The sequence below is a fragment of the Brevibacterium aurantiacum genome (assembly GCF_003932995.1).
In the GTDB taxonomy this organism is placed as follows: domain Bacteria; phylum Actinomycetota; class Actinomycetes; order Actinomycetales; family Brevibacteriaceae; genus Brevibacterium; species Brevibacterium aurantiacum.
Genome location: NZ_CP025333.1, coordinates 593684 through 611236 on the forward strand (window position 1 = coordinate 593684; position 17553 = coordinate 611236).

Annotated in this window: 18 protein-coding genes and 1 pseudogene; 11 read left to right on the forward strand and 8 right to left on the reverse strand. The window is 62.5% G+C overall.

Annotated elements, in window-relative coordinates; genetic code table 11:
- The first annotated feature begins 74 nt into the window (after positions 1-74).
- Complete coding sequence (locus tag CXR25_RS02675; RefSeq protein WP_125240383.1) at positions 75-740, forward strand: Abi family protein; 666 nt, start codon at positions 75-77, stop codon at positions 738-740.
- Between the two features lie 542 nt (positions 741-1282).
- Positions 1283-2491, forward strand: coding sequence for an NAD(P)-dependent malic enzyme (locus CXR25_RS02680; protein ID WP_069599444.1), 1209 nt, complete (start codon positions 1283-1285; stop codon positions 2489-2491).
- Between the two features lie 151 nt (positions 2492-2642).
- On the opposite strand, the gene CXR25_RS02685 is transcribed toward CXR25_RS02680, so the two are convergent.
- Complete coding sequence (locus CXR25_RS02685; RefSeq protein ID WP_009885181.1) at positions 2643-3731, reverse strand: SPFH domain-containing protein; 1089 nt, start codon at positions 3729-3731, stop codon at positions 2643-2645.
- A gap of 107 nt (positions 3732-3838) precedes the next feature.
- The gene (locus CXR25_RS02690) at positions 3839-4453 is read right to left on the reverse strand and encodes a TetR/AcrR family transcriptional regulator (protein WP_096168229.1); all 615 of its coding nucleotides are present in this window, start codon (positions 4451-4453) and stop codon (positions 3839-3841) included.
- A gap of 199 nt (positions 4454-4652) precedes the next feature.
- On the opposite strand from CXR25_RS02690, the gene CXR25_RS02695 reads away from it, so the two are divergent.
- From CXR25_RS02695 to nagB, 4 genes are all read left to right on the forward strand, one after another.
- Complete coding sequence (locus tag CXR25_RS02695; RefSeq protein ID WP_125240384.1) at positions 4653-5525, forward strand: CoA transferase; 873 nt, start codon at positions 4653-4655, stop codon at positions 5523-5525.
- 38 nt (positions 5526-5563) lie between these two features.
- Positions 5564-6718, forward strand: coding sequence for an acyl-CoA dehydrogenase family protein (locus CXR25_RS02700; RefSeq protein WP_009885177.1), 1155 nt, complete (start codon positions 5564-5566; stop codon positions 6716-6718).
- A gap of 106 nt (positions 6719-6824) precedes the next feature.
- A complete protein-coding gene (locus CXR25_RS02705) occupies positions 6825-7508 on the forward strand; it encodes a FadR/GntR family transcriptional regulator (RefSeq protein ID WP_069599448.1) in 684 nt (227 codons plus the stop codon).
- 13 nt (positions 7509-7521) lie between these two features.
- Positions 7522-8304, forward strand: a complete 783-nt coding sequence (nagB, locus tag CXR25_RS02710; protein WP_125240385.1) for a glucosamine-6-phosphate deaminase — start codon at positions 7522-7524, stop codon at positions 8302-8304.
- A gap of 33 nt (positions 8305-8337) precedes the next feature.
- Here nagB and CXR25_RS02715 read toward each other — a convergent pair whose 3' ends face one another.
- The 4 genes from CXR25_RS02715 to CXR25_RS02730 are packed head-to-tail and all read right to left on the reverse strand — an operon-like array spanning position 8338 to position 12524.
- On the reverse strand, positions 8338-9027 hold the full coding sequence (locus tag CXR25_RS02715) for an N-acetylmannosamine-6-phosphate 2-epimerase (protein ID WP_125240386.1): 690 nt from the start codon (positions 9025-9027) through the stop codon (positions 8338-8340).
- Complete coding sequence (locus CXR25_RS02720; RefSeq protein WP_009885173.1) at positions 9027-10025, reverse strand: ROK family protein; 999 nt, start codon at positions 10023-10025, stop codon at positions 9027-9029. Before CXR25_RS02720 ends, CXR25_RS02715 begins: the two co-directional genes overlap by 1 nt.
- A complete protein-coding gene (locus tag CXR25_RS02725) occupies positions 10022-10939 on the reverse strand; it encodes a dihydrodipicolinate synthase family protein (protein WP_069599451.1) in 918 nt (305 codons plus the stop codon). Before CXR25_RS02725 ends, CXR25_RS02720 begins: the two co-directional genes overlap by 4 nt.
- Positions 10932-12524: a sodium:solute symporter family protein gene (locus CXR25_RS02730; RefSeq protein ID WP_096147032.1), complete on the reverse strand. Its 1593-nt coding sequence runs from the start codon at positions 12522-12524 to the stop codon at positions 10932-10934. The genes CXR25_RS02725 and CXR25_RS02730 overlap by 8 nt, the downstream gene beginning before the upstream one ends.
- A 221-nt stretch (positions 12525-12745) precedes the next feature.
- Between CXR25_RS02730 and CXR25_RS02735 the strand changes: the two genes are divergently transcribed.
- The 5 genes and pseudogenes from CXR25_RS02735 to CXR25_RS02755 all read left to right on the forward strand — a co-directional run bounded on the left by CXR25_RS02735 (position 12746) and on the right by CXR25_RS02755 (position 16793).
- The gene (locus CXR25_RS02735) at positions 12746-13324 is read left to right on the forward strand and encodes a type IV toxin-antitoxin system AbiEi family antitoxin domain-containing protein (RefSeq protein WP_009885170.1); all 579 of its coding nucleotides are present in this window, start codon (positions 12746-12748) and stop codon (positions 13322-13324) included.
- Positions 13321-14228 (forward strand): annotated as a pseudogene (locus tag CXR25_RS19195) (nucleotidyl transferase AbiEii/AbiGii toxin family protein). Before CXR25_RS02735 ends, CXR25_RS19195 begins: the two are co-directional and overlap by 4 nt.
- 47 nt (positions 14229-14275) lie before the next feature.
- On the forward strand, positions 14276-15355 hold the full coding sequence (locus CXR25_RS02745; protein WP_009885168.1) for a glycosyltransferase family 2 protein: 1080 nt from the start codon (positions 14276-14278) through the stop codon (positions 15353-15355).
- A complete protein-coding gene (locus CXR25_RS02750; protein WP_125240387.1) occupies positions 15352-16278 on the forward strand; it encodes a hypothetical protein in 927 nt (308 codons plus the stop codon). The genes CXR25_RS02745 and CXR25_RS02750 overlap by 4 nt, the downstream gene beginning before the upstream one ends.
- Positions 16279-16331: 53 nt before the next feature.
- Complete coding sequence (locus CXR25_RS02755) at positions 16332-16793, forward strand: DUF3151 domain-containing protein (RefSeq protein ID WP_125240388.1); 462 nt, start codon at positions 16332-16334, stop codon at positions 16791-16793.
- A gap of 66 nt (positions 16794-16859) precedes the next feature.
- Here CXR25_RS02755 and CXR25_RS18775 read toward each other — a convergent pair whose 3' ends face one another.
- Positions 16860-17246, reverse strand: a complete 387-nt coding sequence (locus CXR25_RS18775) for an antitoxin HicB (protein WP_180957525.1) — start codon at positions 17244-17246, stop codon at positions 16860-16862.
- Positions 17243-17449, reverse strand: a complete 207-nt coding sequence (locus tag CXR25_RS02765) for a type II toxin-antitoxin system HicA family toxin (RefSeq protein WP_096147034.1) — start codon at positions 17447-17449, stop codon at positions 17243-17245. Before CXR25_RS02765 ends, CXR25_RS18775 begins: the two co-directional genes overlap by 4 nt.
- Positions 17450-17553 lie beyond the last annotated feature (104 nt).

A 17553-nucleotide genomic window follows, 5' to 3' on the forward strand; every position in this document is an offset into this window, starting at 1 on the left:
AACTACTAGCGGGATCCCACGATGGTTCTTCACATTTTTGGGGGTGAAGTCCCTGGTGGGAATGCCACCACTCTATGGGACTCACCCAGGTTGGATACGTCTTGGGGCGCACTTCGCCATTTGCACACCTGAACTCAACCACTTTCCAGCCAAACTTTGTCCAGCCCCGCCTTGATAGTGAGATGCCCATTCAGCACGCGGTCTGGTTGAAGCGGGTTGCTGAGCGGCGCGATAGTTCAGATGAAGCGTTCGTTACACACTTTCGAAGTAGATATGACGACCAGATGCCTATATGGGCGCTGACAGAGATTCTTGAACTTGGCCAACTGTCCCGCCTCTATAAGGGCCTCAACGACGAATCTTCACTGGAAATCGCCCAAGCATTCAATGTCCCGACCAAGAGGCTCATGAGCAGCTGGCTGGCAAGTCTCAACTATGCGCGCAATGTAGCTGCCCATCATGCTCGACTCTTCAACCGGAAGCTTCAGAATTCCCCAGGCCGTCCCAAGCCCGATGTCATCCCCGTGCTCAACCATTTGCGCGAGTTCGAGCTCAAGGGTGGTTATGGTGCCTACAACATTCTCGCAGTGGTGGCCTATCTGCTGACGTGCATCGAGGGAGGCGAGACCTGGACTTCCAGCTTGGTCGCGTTACTCAACTCGTTTCCGCGGTCTGACATTCTTGACCTTTCGTCGCTAGGCGTTCCTGACGACTGGTCTGACCTCGAGCTTTGGAATTGATCGGTTCTTATCCAGAAGTCAAAACCAGTGACTAGGGGGCACAGCGTTTGACGGACTTCGGTTGTACTGCGTGAAATCAGGTGGGTGCTCTGCGAATGGGGCGAGGACGTCCTATGCATCGCTTGCCTAGATTGGGGTCGCCCTCGATATCGGAGGCGACACGGCTACTCGCAGCGGCGGTCAAACTACAGTCAAAGGTCTGATGAACATGCCGCTGGAATGACGGGAAACCTCGGCGAAGGTGACGATTTCGGGTGACCTGGTGACGGTGTTGGACTATGCTGGCAAAGTTGCCGGAAGCGACCCACAAGGTCGAAGCTCGCTCTTGTGCGTGCCGCTTCTGCACTGCGCATGGTCGCCGATTCCTTCACAAAGGGGTTCGAGTACGCACCAGCGCAGACGTCACCGCACCACCATTCGCGTGGCCTTCAGTCCTGACCGACCGCTGTTCCGAGCACCCCACGGTGCGGGCACGGCGATTGACGAACTTCGATGACAGCACTGGTATCCCGCCGGCCGTCACACGACCAAAAGGATCAATCATGACGACTACGACCGAAACCGCCGCAACGTCGGCACAGACCTCAGCTCCTGCCATCACCGATGGGGAGATCTTCGCCGCTCACGAGGGCGGAAAGCTCTCCGCCGAGCTCACCAGCCCGCTCGAGACTCAGCGCGATCTCTCGATCGCCTACACGCCAGGCGTGGCCAAGGTCTGCACCGCGATCAAGGACGAGCCGGAACTGGCACGCACCCACACCTGGACCGGTCGCCTCGTCGCCGTCATCTCCGACGGCTCGGCCGTCCTGGGGCTCGGCGACATCGGCCCCAAGGCCTCACTTCCGGTCATGGAAGGCAAGTGCGCGCTGTTCAAGAGCTTCTCCGGCCTCAACGCCATTCCGATCGTGCTCGACACCAATGACACCGATGAGATCGTCGAGACCATCGTGCGCATGGCCCCGACCTTCGGTGCCGTCAACCTCGAGGACATCTCCGCACCGCGCTGCTTCGAGATCGAGGACCGGGTCAAGGCCGCCCTCGACATCCCAGTCATGCACGATGACCAGCACGGCACCGCCGTCGTCGTCCTCGCTGCGCTGACCAACGCTCTGCGCGTGGTCGACAAGTCATTCGAGTCCCTGCGCGTCGTCGTCTCCGGTGCCGGTGCTGCCGGTGTGGCCGTGGTGAAGATTCTGCGTGATGCCGGCGTCGGCGACGTGGTCGTCCTCGACTCCAAGGGCATCGTCGAAGCAGGACGCAGCGACCTTACCGAGACCAAGCAGGCGCTGGCCTCCGAGACGAATCCTCGCGGAATTGCCGGTGGAATCGACACCGCGCTCAACGGTGCCGATGCATTCATCGGCGTCTCCGGCGGCACCATCGCCGAGGAGCACCTGTCGCAGATGGCCGATGACGCGATCATCTTCGCCCTGTCCAACCCGAACCCCGAGGTTCTGCCCGACATCGCAGCGAAGTACGCGACCGTCGTGGCCACCGGACGCAGCGACTTCCCGAACCAGATCAACAACGTCCTCGCGTTCCCCGGAATCTTCCGCGGCGCCCTGGACGTGGGAGCCACCGACATCACGGATGCGATGAAGCTCGCCGCCGCGCGTGCCATCGCCGACCTCGTCGGTGACGACCTGCGCCCGGACTACATCGTGCCCGGCGCACTCGACGAACGCGTCGCTCCTGCTGTGGCTACAGCGGTTGAGACTGCCGCCGATGCAGATGGTGTTGCTCGGGAGTAAGTTCCCTGGAGTTCCTGAACCTCCTGGCTGCGACTAGGTGGTTGTAGACAGATGAATGGGCGCCGGTGCTGATGCACCGGCGCCCATTCTGTCGTTCGTCTCAGACTGCGTCAGCCCTTGGGGCAGGCCTAGTAGCCAAGCTCAGGAATCCTCAGGAGTCCTCGGGAGTCTGATCTTGGTGATTGGTGTGGGGCCTGACTGCGTCGACTGCGCGCTTCATGGCTGACTTCGTCTCAGCGGGTGCACTCTGCGCTGCTTTCGACTCGGCCTGCTTCTGGGACCGGGGCCCGGTGGCGCCCTTGAGCCCCGAAGTGTTCTTCGCATCCTCAGACGCATTGGCCGCGAACAGGGTGTTCCTGATCTCCTGCGTCATCTCTCCCAGGCCGCCCGGGTTCGAGGGCATGAACAGCACGTTGGAGCGACCCTCTTGGGCTACGTTCTGCATGGTGTCGAAGTACTGGGTCAGCATCAGCAGCTGTTCGGCCGTCCTGTCGATGCCCACCGACTGCAGCTTCGAGTACTGTTCGGCGATGCCTTCGGCAATGGCCTTGCGCTGTGCGGCGACACCTTCACCGTGCAGACGCATCGCTTCGGACTCCGCCTGCGCCTGCGTGACGCGCTTGATCTTGTCGGCCTCGGCCAGGGACTGGGCGGCCACACGGTCACGCTGAGCGGCATTGATCGAGTTCATGGAATCGCGAACCTTGGAATCCGGGGTGATGTCCGTGACCAGGGTGCTTACGATCTTGAACCCGTAGCGGCGCATCGACTCCGAGAGCCGGCGTTCGACGTTTTCAGCGATATCGTCCTTCGACTCAAACGCCGTGTCCAGAGTCAGGCCCGAGAGTGCGGAGCGCACGGTGTCGAAGACATAGGACCTGATCTGCTCCTCGGAGTTCGCCAGCTTGTAGTAAGCGTCGGTGACATTCTCCTCCTCGACGACGTACTGCACGGCGACGGGGACTGTGACGAAGACGTTGTCGCTCGTCTTCGACTCGATGTTGACCTCGAGCTGCTGAACACGCAGGGAGATCGGTTTGCTGATCGTTTCGACGAGGGGCATCTTGAAGTTCAGGCCCGGCTTGGCGACCTTTTTGAACTTGCCGAAGCGCTCGACGATGACGTTCTCCTGCGTCTTGACCGTGAAGAACATGCTGGTCCTCAACTTGCCGAACAACAGTACGGCCAGGATGAGGACGACGACTACGACGGCAATGACGCCTCCGGTGAGAATTTCCATGGCTCCTCCGAGCGTGGGTGGGTGCGCTGTTTCCTGCAACATCTGTTGCTGACCCACTCTAGTCGTCACGGAGCCTGCGGCGCGAGGGTCGACTGCTGCGAAACCATCTACTGTGCGGTTTTGATCTCCACACGCAGTTCCGGATGGGTGGCTGGCTGTTCGTCTTCAGGGAAGGAATCGACGATCTGATCGACGAGAGGCTGCAGGAAGAGCCTGCCGAGTTGGCGGACCATGGCGGTGACAACCTGTTCGACACGGTCACGGTTGGCCGATGCCTGCCCAGCGTTGCGCATGGCCTCGACGCTTTCCATCGTCAGAGAGGCCAGACGTGAGATGAGCATGCCGTCAGCAGGCATCTCCAGGACCTGACGCCGCAGGTAGTCGACGACGAGGGGATTGTCCGCGAGCATCTGTGCCACGGTCTCGTCGCGGACGGTGACATCAGCGACCGTGTCCGCCGAGGTGGAATCGGCACGATCAAGGGCGGAGGCGAAGAGTCCCACGATCCAGGTCTCGACCGCTTCCCTGGTGCCCTCCTTCGACCCGAAATAGTGACCGATGAGCCCAATGGCGACGCCGGCTTCGGTGGCGATGGCGCGCAGCGGGGTGCCCGCGAAGCCCTTGACCGCGAACTGGTGCAGGGCGGCATTGCGAATCCGGGCACGACTTGTCAGGTCGTCGTGGCCGGCAGCTGGGAGGCCGGTGCCCTCGTTCTCCGCCATGGCGCTCCTCACGGTGTGATCGGTGGTCATCATCTGTCTGCACGGTCTGTCGCGGACGCTGTGTCCTGGACAATTCTCGCATCCAGGCTATTGAACAATCTTTCAATAGCTTATACGGTCTTTCAATACGAGGGAAGTACTTCTTGAGTTGAGGAAAACTTCGCAGGATCACCAGCAGGGTTCAACGGGAGGACCATCAATGAGCGAGCACGATCTTCTGGCCGGGGTCACGGTCATCAATCTCGCGATCAATCTGCCGGGCCCCTACGCGGCCGCACGGCTGTCCAGCCTCGGGGCGCGGGTGATCAAGGTCGAACCCCCGACGGGCGACCCGGTCGCCCACATCGTCCCCGAGTACTACCGGGAGCTGACCGCCGGTCACGAAATCCTCACGCTCAACCTCAAAGATGACGAAGGGATCGCCCGGCTCCACGAACTCGCCGCCGAAGCCGATGTGCTCATCACCGCCATGCGGCCGCGAGCGGCACAGTCGCTTGGACTGCCCTCCATCGTCGAGAGCTACGGGCTCGTCTACGTCGAGATCGTCGGATTCGCGGGGGAGCGGGAAGACATCCCCGGACACGACCTCACCTATCAGGCCGCTCACGGAACCCTTGTTCCGGGCATGACCCCGACGATTCCCGTCGCTGACATCGTCGGCGGAGAAAGCGCAGCGACGGCGGCGCTGGCCGGACTGCACAAGCGCGACTCGCAGACCGGCGGGAAGAGGACAGGCATCGTCAACCGCGTCGTCCTCGATGAAGCCGCAGCCCGGGCGGCAGGACCAGCCAGGCACGGTCTCAGCTCACCAAGTGGCCCACTGGGTGGGGGATCACCGTTCTACCGAACCTATGACACCGCTGATGGGACTATTGCCGTCGGCTGCGTCGAACCGGTCTTCGCCAAAGCCCTGGCCCAGCATGTCGGCAGCGATCACGCGAGCCTCGAGGCGGCCTTCGCCGCAAAGCCCACGAGCGACTGGATGGAGCTGGCCCGAGCCCACGATCTTCCCTTCGAGCCGGTCACCGCGGCTTCGGCCGGCACAGCCCTGCCCGTGACACCCGGCGCCTGAATTACCCGAGGATAAACAGACTTCAAAGGAGAGCACCCATGATTCTCGACGGATACCGCGGTACCTGGGAGACACAGGAAACAGATGACCTGCGCGAACTCGTGCGCAACTTCATGAACAAGGAGATCGTGCCCCACCAGGACACCTTCATCGACAACCACCAGGTCGACCGGGAACTGTGGAACCGAGCCGGAGATGCCGGACTGCTGTGCATCTCCATCCCCGAAGAATACGGCGGGGGCGGCGGCACCTTCGCCCATGAGGCAGTCATCCTCCAGGAGCAGGGATTCGCCGGCGACGCGGCCTGGGGCAACAGTGTCCACTCCACGATCATCGCCCACTACATCAACACCTTCGGCACCGAGGAACAGAAGAAGCGGTGGCTGCCCGGCATGGCGACCGGCGAACTGGTCGCCGCGATCGCCATGACAGAACCCGGCACCGGATCTGACCTGCAGAGCGTGAAGACGAAGGCCGTGCGCGATGGCGACGAGTACGTCGTCAACGGCTCGAAGACCTTCATCTCCAACGGCACGCACTGTGACATCCTCGTCATCGTTGCGCGCACAAGCGAGGAACCCGGTGCCAAGGGTGTCTCCCTCATCGTCGCCGAGGTGGCCGACCTTCCCGGTTTCTCCCGTGGTCGCGTACTCGACAAGGTCGGCCAGCGCGGCCAAGACACCCGCGAACTGTTCTTCGAAGACATGCGCGTGCCCGTCGACAACGTCCTCGGCGGAGTCGAAGGCCGCGGATTCATCCAGCTCATGCAGCAGCTGCCACAGGAACGCATGGCGATCGCCGTGGCGGGAGCGACGACCGCCGAGGCTGCCGTGCGCGAAGCAGTGGCCTATGCGAAGGAGCGTGAGGCCTTCGGACAGCCGATCATGAAGTTCCAGAACACCAAGTTCGTCCTCGCCGAGTGCGCCACCGAAGTCTTCTCCACCAGGACCTTCGTCGACCACCTCACCCAACTGCACATCGACGGAAAGCTCACCACCGAACAGGCCTCCGCCGGCAAGTACTGGGCCACGGACGCGCAGACCAATGTCATCGACCGCTGCCTGCAGGTCTTCGGCGGCTACGGCTACATGATGGAATACCCGATCGCGCGTATGTACGCCGATGCCCGTGTGCAGAAAATCTACGGCGGCACAAACGAGATCATGAAGGAGCTCATCTCCCGCGGGCTCTGAGCAGTCTCTCTGAGCAGGTCCGGTGGCGCAGTCTCTACATTGGAAGTACATCTGATGTCAGACGTATACTGGAGGTCAGGTACGGATCGATCTGTGGAGGGCGAAGATGGCGAAAACGACGACATCTGATCGGATCAAGGATCTCATCCTCTCAGACGGACTTCGCCCCGGAGATCTCCTGCCCACCGAAGGGGAACTCTGCGACCGCCTCGGCGTCTCCCGATCGAACGTCAGGGAAGCCATCCGCAAACTGTCGACGCTCGACATCGTCGACGTCCGACACGGGCACGGAACCTACGTCGGCGAGATGTCACTCGACGCGCTCGTCGAAGCCCTGGTCTTCCGCGGTGTCCTCAGCCCCGGCGATGACCTGCGAGCACTGCGCGACGTCGTCGAAGTCCGCCAGGCCCTCGACTTCGGAATGTCCGAGGCGATCGTGAAGAGTCTGCAGGGCACAACGAACCCCGAACTCTCAGCGCTTGTCGACGACATGGTCGCCATGGCCAAGGAAGGGCGATCGTTTCCCCAGCAGGATCGTGCCTTCCACACGGGGCTGCTGTCGGCCCTGGACAATTCGCTCGTCGGCCAGCTCGTCGCCGCCTTCTGGGACGTGCACACAGCAGTGCTGCCCCGGCTCAACGTCGCCGTGGCCGCCGACCTGGAACAGACCGCAAAAGCACACGGAGAGATGCTCGAGGCGGCTCAGGCCGGAGATGTCAAGGCCTTCCACGCCGCGATCACAGTCCACTATGATCCGATTGCCCGAGCCCTCGACCGCGACGTCGACTGAGAGAAGAGAACTGATGGAAGTCATCATCGCCCCTGAACCCGAGCTGTCGACGCTGGTCGCCGACGCCATCGAGCGGCTCGTTCGCGAGGACCCCTCACCCGTGCTGGGTCTGGCCACCGGGTCGAGCCCGCTCAGCGTCTACGATGAGCTGACGAAGCGTCACGAACAGGACGGACTCTCGTTCGCGAAGGTTCGCGCCTTCATGCTCGACGAATATGTGGGACTGCCGGCCTCGCATCCGCAGTCCTATCACAACGTGATCGACACCGAATTCGCCTCCCGCGTGGACTTCGCGAAAGGTGCGGTGCAGGGCCCGGATGGGACGGCTGAGGACCTCAGGGCCGCCTCGGCGGAATATGACCATGCCATCGCCGAGGCTGGGGGAGTCGATCTGCAGATCCTCGGTATCGGCGCCGACGGTCACCTCGCCTTTAATGAGCCCGGATCATCCCTGTCCTCACGGACGCGGGTGAAGACCTTGGCCCGTCAGACGCGCATCGACAATGCTCGCTTCTTCGACGACGATGTCGACGCAGTCCCGCAGCACTGTCTGACCCAGGGGCTGGGAACGATTCTCGAGGCCCGTCACCTCATGCTCATCGCCACCGGCGGTCATAAGGCCGAGGCCGTGCACCAGATGGTCGAAGGTCCGGTCTCCTCGATGTGGCCGGCGACCGTACTGCAGATGCATCCTCACGTCACGATCCTCGTCGACGAGGAGGCCGCCTCGAGGCTGCAGCTGGGTGACTACTACCGTCACATCTACGCGAGCAAGCTCGAGGGACAGCGGCTCTGAGCGCAGGGTTCGTTGTGCCCTGCAGACTGGAAGTCAGTCAGGCTGGCACGCGTCGACGAACCAGGATGTGATCGTCGACGGGTGGGTGATCGCTGTGCCCACGACGACGGCTTCGGCACCGGCGGCCATGGTTGCTGCCGCGTCGGCCGGTGAGTGGATGCGTCCCTCGGCGACAAGCATCGGTCCCAGAGCCGCCTCCCGGATCTCACGCACAAGCTCAAGGTCAGGACCGGTCGTCGGCAGGCGCTCGCCGGAGTATCCGGCCAGGGTGGTGCCGATGAAGTCGGCACCGGCGGCGGCCGCGGATCGCGCATCCTCGAGGCTGCCGCAATCGGCCATGACCAGGGCGTTCGTCTCCTCATGCAGACGCGCGACGGTCTGAGCCAGGCTCAAGCCGTCCGGGCGTGGCCGACGGGTGCCATCGAGTGCCACCACATGAGCGCCGGCTGAAGCGACGGCGTGTGCGTGCTGGAAGGTCGGCGTGATGACGACGCCGGAGGAACCGTCCTTCCACAGGCCGATGATCGGAGTCTCCACCGCAGACCGAGTGGCCTGGATGTCACTGATGCCTTGGATACGCACGGCGGCCGCACCACCGCGCACAGCCGAGGCCGCGACCTGAGCCATCGTCCGAGGATCCCGCATGGGTTCACCCGGGTAGGCCTGGGCCGAGACGACGAGTCCTCCGCGAAGGGAGTCGATGATCTCCTGCTTGGTCAACATCACTGCAACTCCCCGCTGCTGGTCATAGTGGTCTCGTCGGTCGATACCCGGCCGCTCGACCACAGGCTCGCCGCGCCGATGAGAGCCGCGTCCTGTCCCAATTGTGCCGGGCGGAGAGACAGCCCGCGAACAGCGGGGATGAGTTCGGTTTCGAACGCTTCCCGCAGCGGGACCCACCACAGCTCACCGGCTCCCGAGAGTCCGCCTCCGATGACGACGACCTCGGGAGACAGCACATTGGCCACACCACCCAAGGCCGAGCCCAATGCTCGGCCTGCCTGCTCGAACGCACGTTGTGCCGGTGCCTCGCCGGAGTCGGCGAGTTCGGCCAGCTCACGTGTCGTCGACACCCGCGGCCCACCTGGACCTTGGTCCCCAACTGCTCGGTGGTAGGCCGAGAGCACCGCGGGCCCGGAGGCGATCGCTTCCAGATGTCCCATGCCGCCACAAGGGCAGGGCAGTCCCTGTGCGGCGGCGACCGGCAGGTGACCGATGTGCCCCGCCGCTGCATGGCGGCCCGTGAGCAGGCGGTTCTCCGTGATGAATCCGCCCCCGATGCCCGTACCCGCGGCCACGAGCAGTGAGCTCTGGGTTCCGCAAGCGGCACCGGCAAGAGCCTCCCCGAGAGCATGGGCATGGACATCGTTGACAGCTCGCGTTTCGGCCCCGAGACGCGCCGTGATCTCGGCGGTCAACGCTGTCCCCGCCCAACCGGTTATCGAGTCTGTGGCCGAGACGACGGTTCCCGTGTCCGGATCGATGACCCCGGCGGATCCGATGCCGATGCGCCAGGTGGGGGTGGAAGCATCTGGAGTCGACACTTCGGTGTCGCGGATGACCCCGCGAGCCACCTCGGCGATGGTGCCGAGAATGGCGCGAGCACCTGCGGCTGCCGGCGTCGGCACCTCCCGGAGGTGGTCCACGACGCCGTCGATGACGGAACCGGCACGGATCTTCGTGCCTCCGACATCGACGGCGACGACTGGGGGTGAGGTCACAGGAGCCCCTCGGCGGCGATGACCTCCCTGACGCGGTCGGTCTCCTCTGCATCGAGTGCGAGCATCGGTTCGGCCATGCGGTTGGAGGTGATCACGCCCATGAGCTGCAGGGCCGTCTTGAACGCTCCGAGGCCGGCGGCACCGGGGGAGACGCGGCCAGGGGTGGGTGCGGCGGTGATCTGGAACAACCTTGCCAGGCGGTCCTGCTCGGCCGCGACCGTCGTCCAGTCACCGGCTCGGGCGGCGTCGAAGAGGCGCACGTATCCGGTTGGGTCGACGTTGCCCAGGCCTGGGACGATCCCGGCGGCACCGCCGAGGAGCGCACCGTCGGCGACCACCTCGTGGCCGGTGAAGACCGCGAAGTCGGGCAGATCCTTCGTCTCGATGAGGAGGCGACGGAAGGACACGTCGTCGGCCGAGGAATCCTTGACCCCGGCCAGCACACCCTCGCGGGCCAGGCGCACGGTGACGTCATGGGGCAGTTTGGAGTGGGTTCGCACGGGGACGTCGTAGGCGAAGACGGGAACGTCGAGGTGTTTCGCGACCGTGCGGAAGTGCTGTTCGATCTCGGCAGAATCGGACAGTGCATAGAACGGGGTGGTGACCACGGCAGCGTCTCCGCCGATCGCGAGCAGGCGCTTGGCCTCGTCGAGGACGCGGCCGGTCGTCTGTTCGCTGATGCCGACCAGAATCGGGACCCGACCAGCGGCGGCTTCGAGCGCGATGGTCAGCACCTGATCGCGTTCGCTCGCGGTGAGATAGGGGACCTCACCTGAGGAGCCGAGAACGAAGATGCCGTGCACTCCGCCGTTAACGAGATGTTCGACGAGGGCCGAAATGCCCTCGCGGTCCAGCTCGCCACTGTCGGTGCGCGGAGTCAGCAGTGGGGGGATGATGCCGTGGAATTCACTCATTGGTCTGTCCTTGCTTGATGTTGTTGCTGTCCCCCGCCGAGGTTGTCGTCGGGGAGGTTGGGATGCGACGTGTGTACTGGTCACGTTTGCCGTAGATCGTCAGTGCGGTCACGTCGTGGTCGGCGCGACGGGCCTTCGAGCCGGTGAACAGGGAGATGATGTAGCCGAAGACGACGGCGCCGACGAAGGCCACTGCCGAGACTGCGAAGGGTGTCAGGCCCGCGACATCCTGGACGTACCAGGCGACCGCGGCACCGAGCACGAGCCCGCTGAGCACTCCGGCGCTATTGGCCCGTTTGGTGAAGATGCCGAGCGCGAAGACACCGGCGAGGGGAACCCCGAAGAGTCCGGTGATGGACAGGAAGAGATCCCAGGTCTGGGCCTGATCGGTGGCGGAAAGGTAGAGGGCGACTCCGACCGAGAGCGCTCCGACGATGACGATGACCAGTCGGGAGAAGCCGACGCCGGTGCGTGCCAGGCCGTTCTTGGGCGGGAAGAAACGGTCCCTGATATCGACGGTGACGCAGGCGGAGATCGAATTCAGGCTAGACGAGATCGTCGACTGTGCGGCCGCGAAGATCGCGGCGATGAGCAGACCTGAGATGCCGGCCGGCAGCGCGGTGACGGCGAAGTAGGGCACCAGGGCCGAAGTGTTGAAACCTTCAGGCAGAGCCTCGGCGTGCTGGTAGTAGCTGTAGAGGACGGTGCCGATTCCGTAGAACAGAGGAATGGTCAACAGGGCGAGGAACCCGTTGACGATGAGGGACCGGATCGTGCTCTTCGGAGAATCGGTCGTCTGATAGCGCTGCACCACGTCCTGGCTGGCGGTGTACTGGTGAAGGTTGTTGAACACGGAGCCGAGGAAGACGATCGGGATGGCCGCTGCCGCTCCACCGAACTTCCAATTGTCGGCGGAGATGAACTTATCGTCTGCTGCTGCATCGGCGGCGACTGTGGCCAGACCCCCATCGAGAGCGGCGATGCCGAAGACGAGGATCACGGCTGCGCCGACGAGGAGGATGATGCCCTGAACCACGTCGGACCAGATGACGCCTTCGATGCCGCCGAGGAAGGTGTAGACGACGGAGAGAACGCCGACCGCGGCGGCGACGAGCACGGGGCTGATATTGGTCACCGAGCTGATGGCCAATGTGGGCAGATAGACGACGATGGCCACGCGTCCGATGTGGAAGAGCACGAACAGGAGTGATCCGAGAACACGGATGGTGGGTCCGAAGCGTTCCTCGAGGTACTCATAGGCAGTGGTGACGTCGAGCTTGCGGAAGAAGGGGATGTAGAACAGGACGAGCAGTGGGACGATCGCGAAGATGGCGATATTGCCGGCCGCGTAGGACCAGTCTGTGAGGAAGGCCTGCTCGGGCGTGGACATATAGGTGATGGCGGACAGCGTCGTCGCATAGATGCTGAAGCCTGCCGCCCACGCGGGGATACGACCGTTGGCCTTGAAGAAGGAGTCAGTTCCGGCGCTCGCCTTGCGGGTGAACCAGACCCCGATTCCCAGCGTAGCCAGCAGATAGATGATGATCACGGCCCAATTCAGGCCGCCGAGTCCCGGAGCGTCCATGCTCCATCCTCACGTGAGTCCGAACGGGATCGCGTCGATGCAGATCCCGAGTGAAACATAAGACGTATGATGTCCTACGTCACGAATGTACGGGAATGTGTTCGCGGACACAAGCCTTGGGGGAGACTCGGGTGGAGGAGCGGCGTCATGCGTGTTGATTTTTCATTGTGAAACTAACTGTGCACAGATATGCTATATGTGTAAGCAGTTAGGAAATAACGATGCCGAATACAGCACTCCCTATCACCTTCACGCTCAAGGACGCGCTCCTGGCCGGCGTGCAGAAGCACCATGTGTACACGCTGCTCGAGCAGGGCGAAATCGAGAGAGTAGGGCGAGGGGTCTACATGCGCCCTGGTGTCATTGATCCCGCGTTTACGTCCCTCGCAGCAGCGACGGTCGCGCAAGAATCCGCCACTTTATGTCTGACCAGTGCCCTCGTTCACCACGATCTGAGCGATGCGATACCGTTCGAATCAACCATTGCTCTGCCTCGCGGCACCCGTCCTCCTTCGGGGATTGCCAACGTGAAATGGCACAGTTTCGATTCATCGACCTTCAGTATTGGGCGTGAGCAGATCACGATCGACAATGATCTTTCAGTTTCGGTCTATTCGTCAGAGCGCACCATAATCGACTGCTTCCGTCTCATGCACATCGAGGGAAACGATGTTGCCCATGAGGCACTTCGCCGCTGGCTGCGACGCCGTGGCAATACTCCATCGGCCTTGCTGAAAACTGCGTCATCGTTCCCGAAGGCACTGCCGAAACTCCGAATCGCACTGGACGTGTTGCTATGACACCTCCTGTTCCACCCAGAGACAGCCCTGCGGGGCGGGCGTACAACGATCTGCGCAATTTGGCGCAACGGCATCAGCGTGACCCGGCTGAGTACATCACTTTGTATGCGTTGGAAGGCCTCCTCGCGCGCATCGCGGCTTCTGAATTTTCACCCGACTTCGTACTCAAAGGTGGAGTGCTCATGGCGGCCTTTGCCTCTCGCAGACCCACACGCGACGTAGACCTGGCCGCATCTGGCTTTCCCAACGACGTGCCTGAAGTAGAGCAGCGGATTCGGGAAATTGCCGCGATCACGATTGTGGATGGCCTGGAATTCGACTCGAACTCGGTGCGCGGCGAGCCGATTCGAGATGAAGCCAATTACACAGGTGTTCGTGTGAAGGTCGTTGCACAACTGGCAACTGCCAAGGTGGCGCTCCATGTTGATATCAACTTTGGTGACCCGATCTGGCCTGCCCCGACAGAGACTGAGCTGCCGCTTCTCCTCGGCGGCACACTGCGATTAACTGGTTACCCAGACCACATGGTGCTCGCTGAAAAGTCGTGACTGCGATCGAACGTGGTGAACTGAACACTCGTTGGCGCGATTTCACGGATATTGTCGCGATTGCGCGCACCCGCAGGATTCGAGGGTCGGACCTGCGGCAAGGTATTGATGCCGTCGCCAGCCATCGGAATGTTGAGATTGAACCGCTTGAGTCCTTGCTGGGAGCAATGCCCGAACTGGTGCAGCTCAAATGGGAAAATTGGAGAAAGCGGCAACGGTTGGAGAGCACCACCCCGGAGAGCTTCCGTGAATTGCTGACTTCGTGTTTCGCCTTCGCCGATCCGGCACTTGCGTCACGCGTGGAACACCTCCAATGGGACCCGGTGGCGCAGAGGTGGAGGGACCTGCCCAGCTGAGCAACCCCTCAAGACCGAGACCGTGGCCATGTGGGAAGATTGAAGGCGTGTCGAAAATTCTTGAGATCCTGACCCCGGAGGGTCTGCCGCCACTGGTCGAACGCCCCGGTGTCTCCTTCATCATGCCGGTCCTCAATGAGGCTGAGCACATCGCCAAAGCGATCACCACGATCTTGGCCCAGGACTATGAGGGAGACAAGGAAATCGTCCTCGCTCTCGGGCCGTCGACCGATGACACGAACCGCATCATTGCGGATATGGCGGCCAAGGACCCGAGGATCCAGACCGTTGACAATCCGCAGGCTGCTACGCCGATCGGCCTCAACCTCGCCATCGCTGCGACCCATCACCCGGTGATCATTCGCGTCGACGCACACTCCGGGCTGCGCACCGACTACACGGAGCAGGCCATCGACACCCTGCGCCAGACCAAGGCCGCGAACTGTGGCGGGCTCATGCTCGCTCGCGGTCGCACGTCTTTCCAGAAGGCCGTGGCCCGGGCCTACATGTCCCCGGTCGGACTCGGCGGTCCTGCCTACCATTCCGGTGACGAAGCAGGGGAGGCCGAGTCGGCCTACCTCGGCGTGTATCGACGTGAGGTCTTCGCCCACCTCGGCGGGTTCGACGAAGGCATCAAACGCGGACAGGACTGGGAACTGAACCTGCGCATCCGCACCGCAGGCGGTCGCATCTGGTTCAACCCGGACATGGAGGTCACCTACTGGCCGCGTGACTCCTGGTCGAAGATCGGTCAGCAGTTCTGGGCCACCGGCATCTGGCGCGCCGAACTCATCCGCCGCTACGGATCGGCCAACTCGCTGCGTTACTTCGCGCCACCGGTGCTGGTCCTCGGGATGGGAGCCAGCGTCATCGAAGCCCTCCTGCAGCTCACGGGGCGGACGAAGACGTGGCCGAAATTCCTGCGCCGCTTCACCTCTTTAGTCCACGTGCCCAGCCTGGGATACGTGTCGGCAATACTCGCGACCGCCTCGGCGGCCAAGGACTGCGGACGACGCGAACGCGCCTGGTTCGGCCTCATCCTGCCCACCATGCACCTGTGCTGGGGAGCCGGCTTCCTGCGGGGCCTGATCACCGGTGCCGGATCGACGAAGGACGGCAGCCGTTGAGCAAGAAGAATCGTCGGTACGGCCGCAGCGAACGTGAACAGAACACTCGTGCACAGGCCGGAAGCGAGCAGCCTGCCGAAGAGTCGATCGAGAGTGGACGGGCTCCGGTGCCCGAGCGGCCGACCCCGAAGAAGTTCAACGCACCGCTGTGGGCCGGCATCATCGTCGTCATCGCTGTCGTCGCCGTCCTCGGGTTCAATATGTTCAGCAGCAAGGACCACCTGACTGTGGACGCGCTCGAAAAGCCCGTGGTCGCCGCGCTCGACGGCGGTTCCGACGTCTACCCGGCGAACTCCAAATTCTCCTTCACCGAGAACGCGAAGTTCGGCTACCTGCCCGCACCGACTCTGTCGGAACTCGGCGATGGCACCATCGTCGCCGCGGATCCGAAGTCCGCGCCCAAGGCGATGGAGCTCGAAGACGACCTGTCCTCGCTGGATCGTGATTCGTTCCTTGACCAGGACATCAAGCCTCCGCGCAAGAACACCGCACCCGGTGAGCCCATCACCTGGGATCAGATGGTCGATGAGATGGCCGGAGCCACCGTGCTCATGCCCCTGATCGAATCGCCCCAGGTGGCAGACCCGGTGCTGAAGAAGATCGCCGAGGCGGACATTGCCGAATCGACGATCGTGCGCACCTCCAATGCCGAGGTCGCCAAGGCCGCATCCGACGCCGAGGTGGCCGTGATGTTCACCGGTGATCCGACTGCTGCATCGCAGCAGTCGTTGTCCGAGGTGGGGTACACGATGATGGCTGTCGATGCGGCAGATGCCTCGAAGTGGACCGGCACGGATCTCGACATCTGGGCCACCGGAGTCAAGGACAAGAAGCGGCTGAAAGAACTCGCCGAGGCGGGGATCTTCGGAGCCCTGAGCACCAACCCGTACTCCATCCAGCCTTCAGAAGTGAAGTCGAATTGAAATTCTGAACTCGACATTCGCACACCGCACTAGACCAACGATCAGGAGATGACATGACACAGCCCATCGGCAACCCATCACACATCGGTAACCTCGACGCCGCACAGCTCGGCCCTCAGCCGACCTATCTGCCCGACGACCATGCGGACGTGGAGGCGAAGAAGCGCATCGACGCCGGCGAAGAGCCCATCGACATCGTCGCTGGCCTGCCTGCCTCATCCCTGGCCTGGGCGATCCTGGCCGATGAAGCACACAGCGAGGGTCGCCTCGTCGACTCCTACGCCTACGCCCGCGTCGGCTACCACCGTGGTCTCGATGCACTGCGTGCCGCCGGCTGGCGCGGAGCCGGTCCGATCCCGTGGAAGCACGAGATCAACCGCGGATTCCTGCGCGCACTCAATGCTCTGGGCCGTGCCGCCGGTGCGATCGGCGAAGGTGAAGAAGCAGCGCGGATCGAAGAGTTCCTGCGCTCGTCCGACCCGGGCGCCATCGACGCGATTGCGGCGGGGGAGTAGGGGCGGTAGCTTCTAGTTCCTAAAACTACGGTGCGGGGCCGCGGGCGGTTGCCTGTGGCCCCGTTCTTACTTGGCGAGCTTCTGCCCTTTTTCCAGTTGGGAGACTCGCCCTTTCGAAATATCAAGGGCAGTGGCAACTTCGGAAACGCTCAGACCAAGTGAGCGCAGGTCGCGCACGACTGCTCGCGACTTCCTGCCAGCTTCGATTTGGAGTTCGGCGGCTTTGCTCGTCATCTCTTTCATCGTGGTGATTTCCTCGGCGAGATCCGAATCCCCGAAGACGATATTGATCTTCCACTCCGCGTGAGAAATATCTGGCCTGATCGTGTCCAGGTAGTCTCGAACTTGCTGCGGAGCGTGAGACAGCGAGGAAACCTGAGTGACGTTTTCTTCGTCTAGCTCAAGTTCCCAACCGCGGGTCCACCTTCGCGCAGTGACGGCGACGCTAGTCATTTCTCTGATCCCTTCGCAGAATCAATTGCCTTAAGCGCAATCCTCGTGACTCCCGGTGAGATCTCGCGAGACTGCGTGATGATCACCGGTCTATCAAGAGAAGGGTGAGTCCACTTCTCATGGTCACCTTTGCCTTCGTTCTTGACGAAGCCTGCAGATTTCAACAGCTTCACGAGTTTGCCGTACTTCATCGGCTTCGTCACCAATAAAGTTTACCCCCTCTATCCGGAATCTGTATAGAGGGGGTAAATATGAAACTGTCTGAAGGGTTCTTTGCGATGGGCTGGCTTTGGTCGGCGCCACCCCC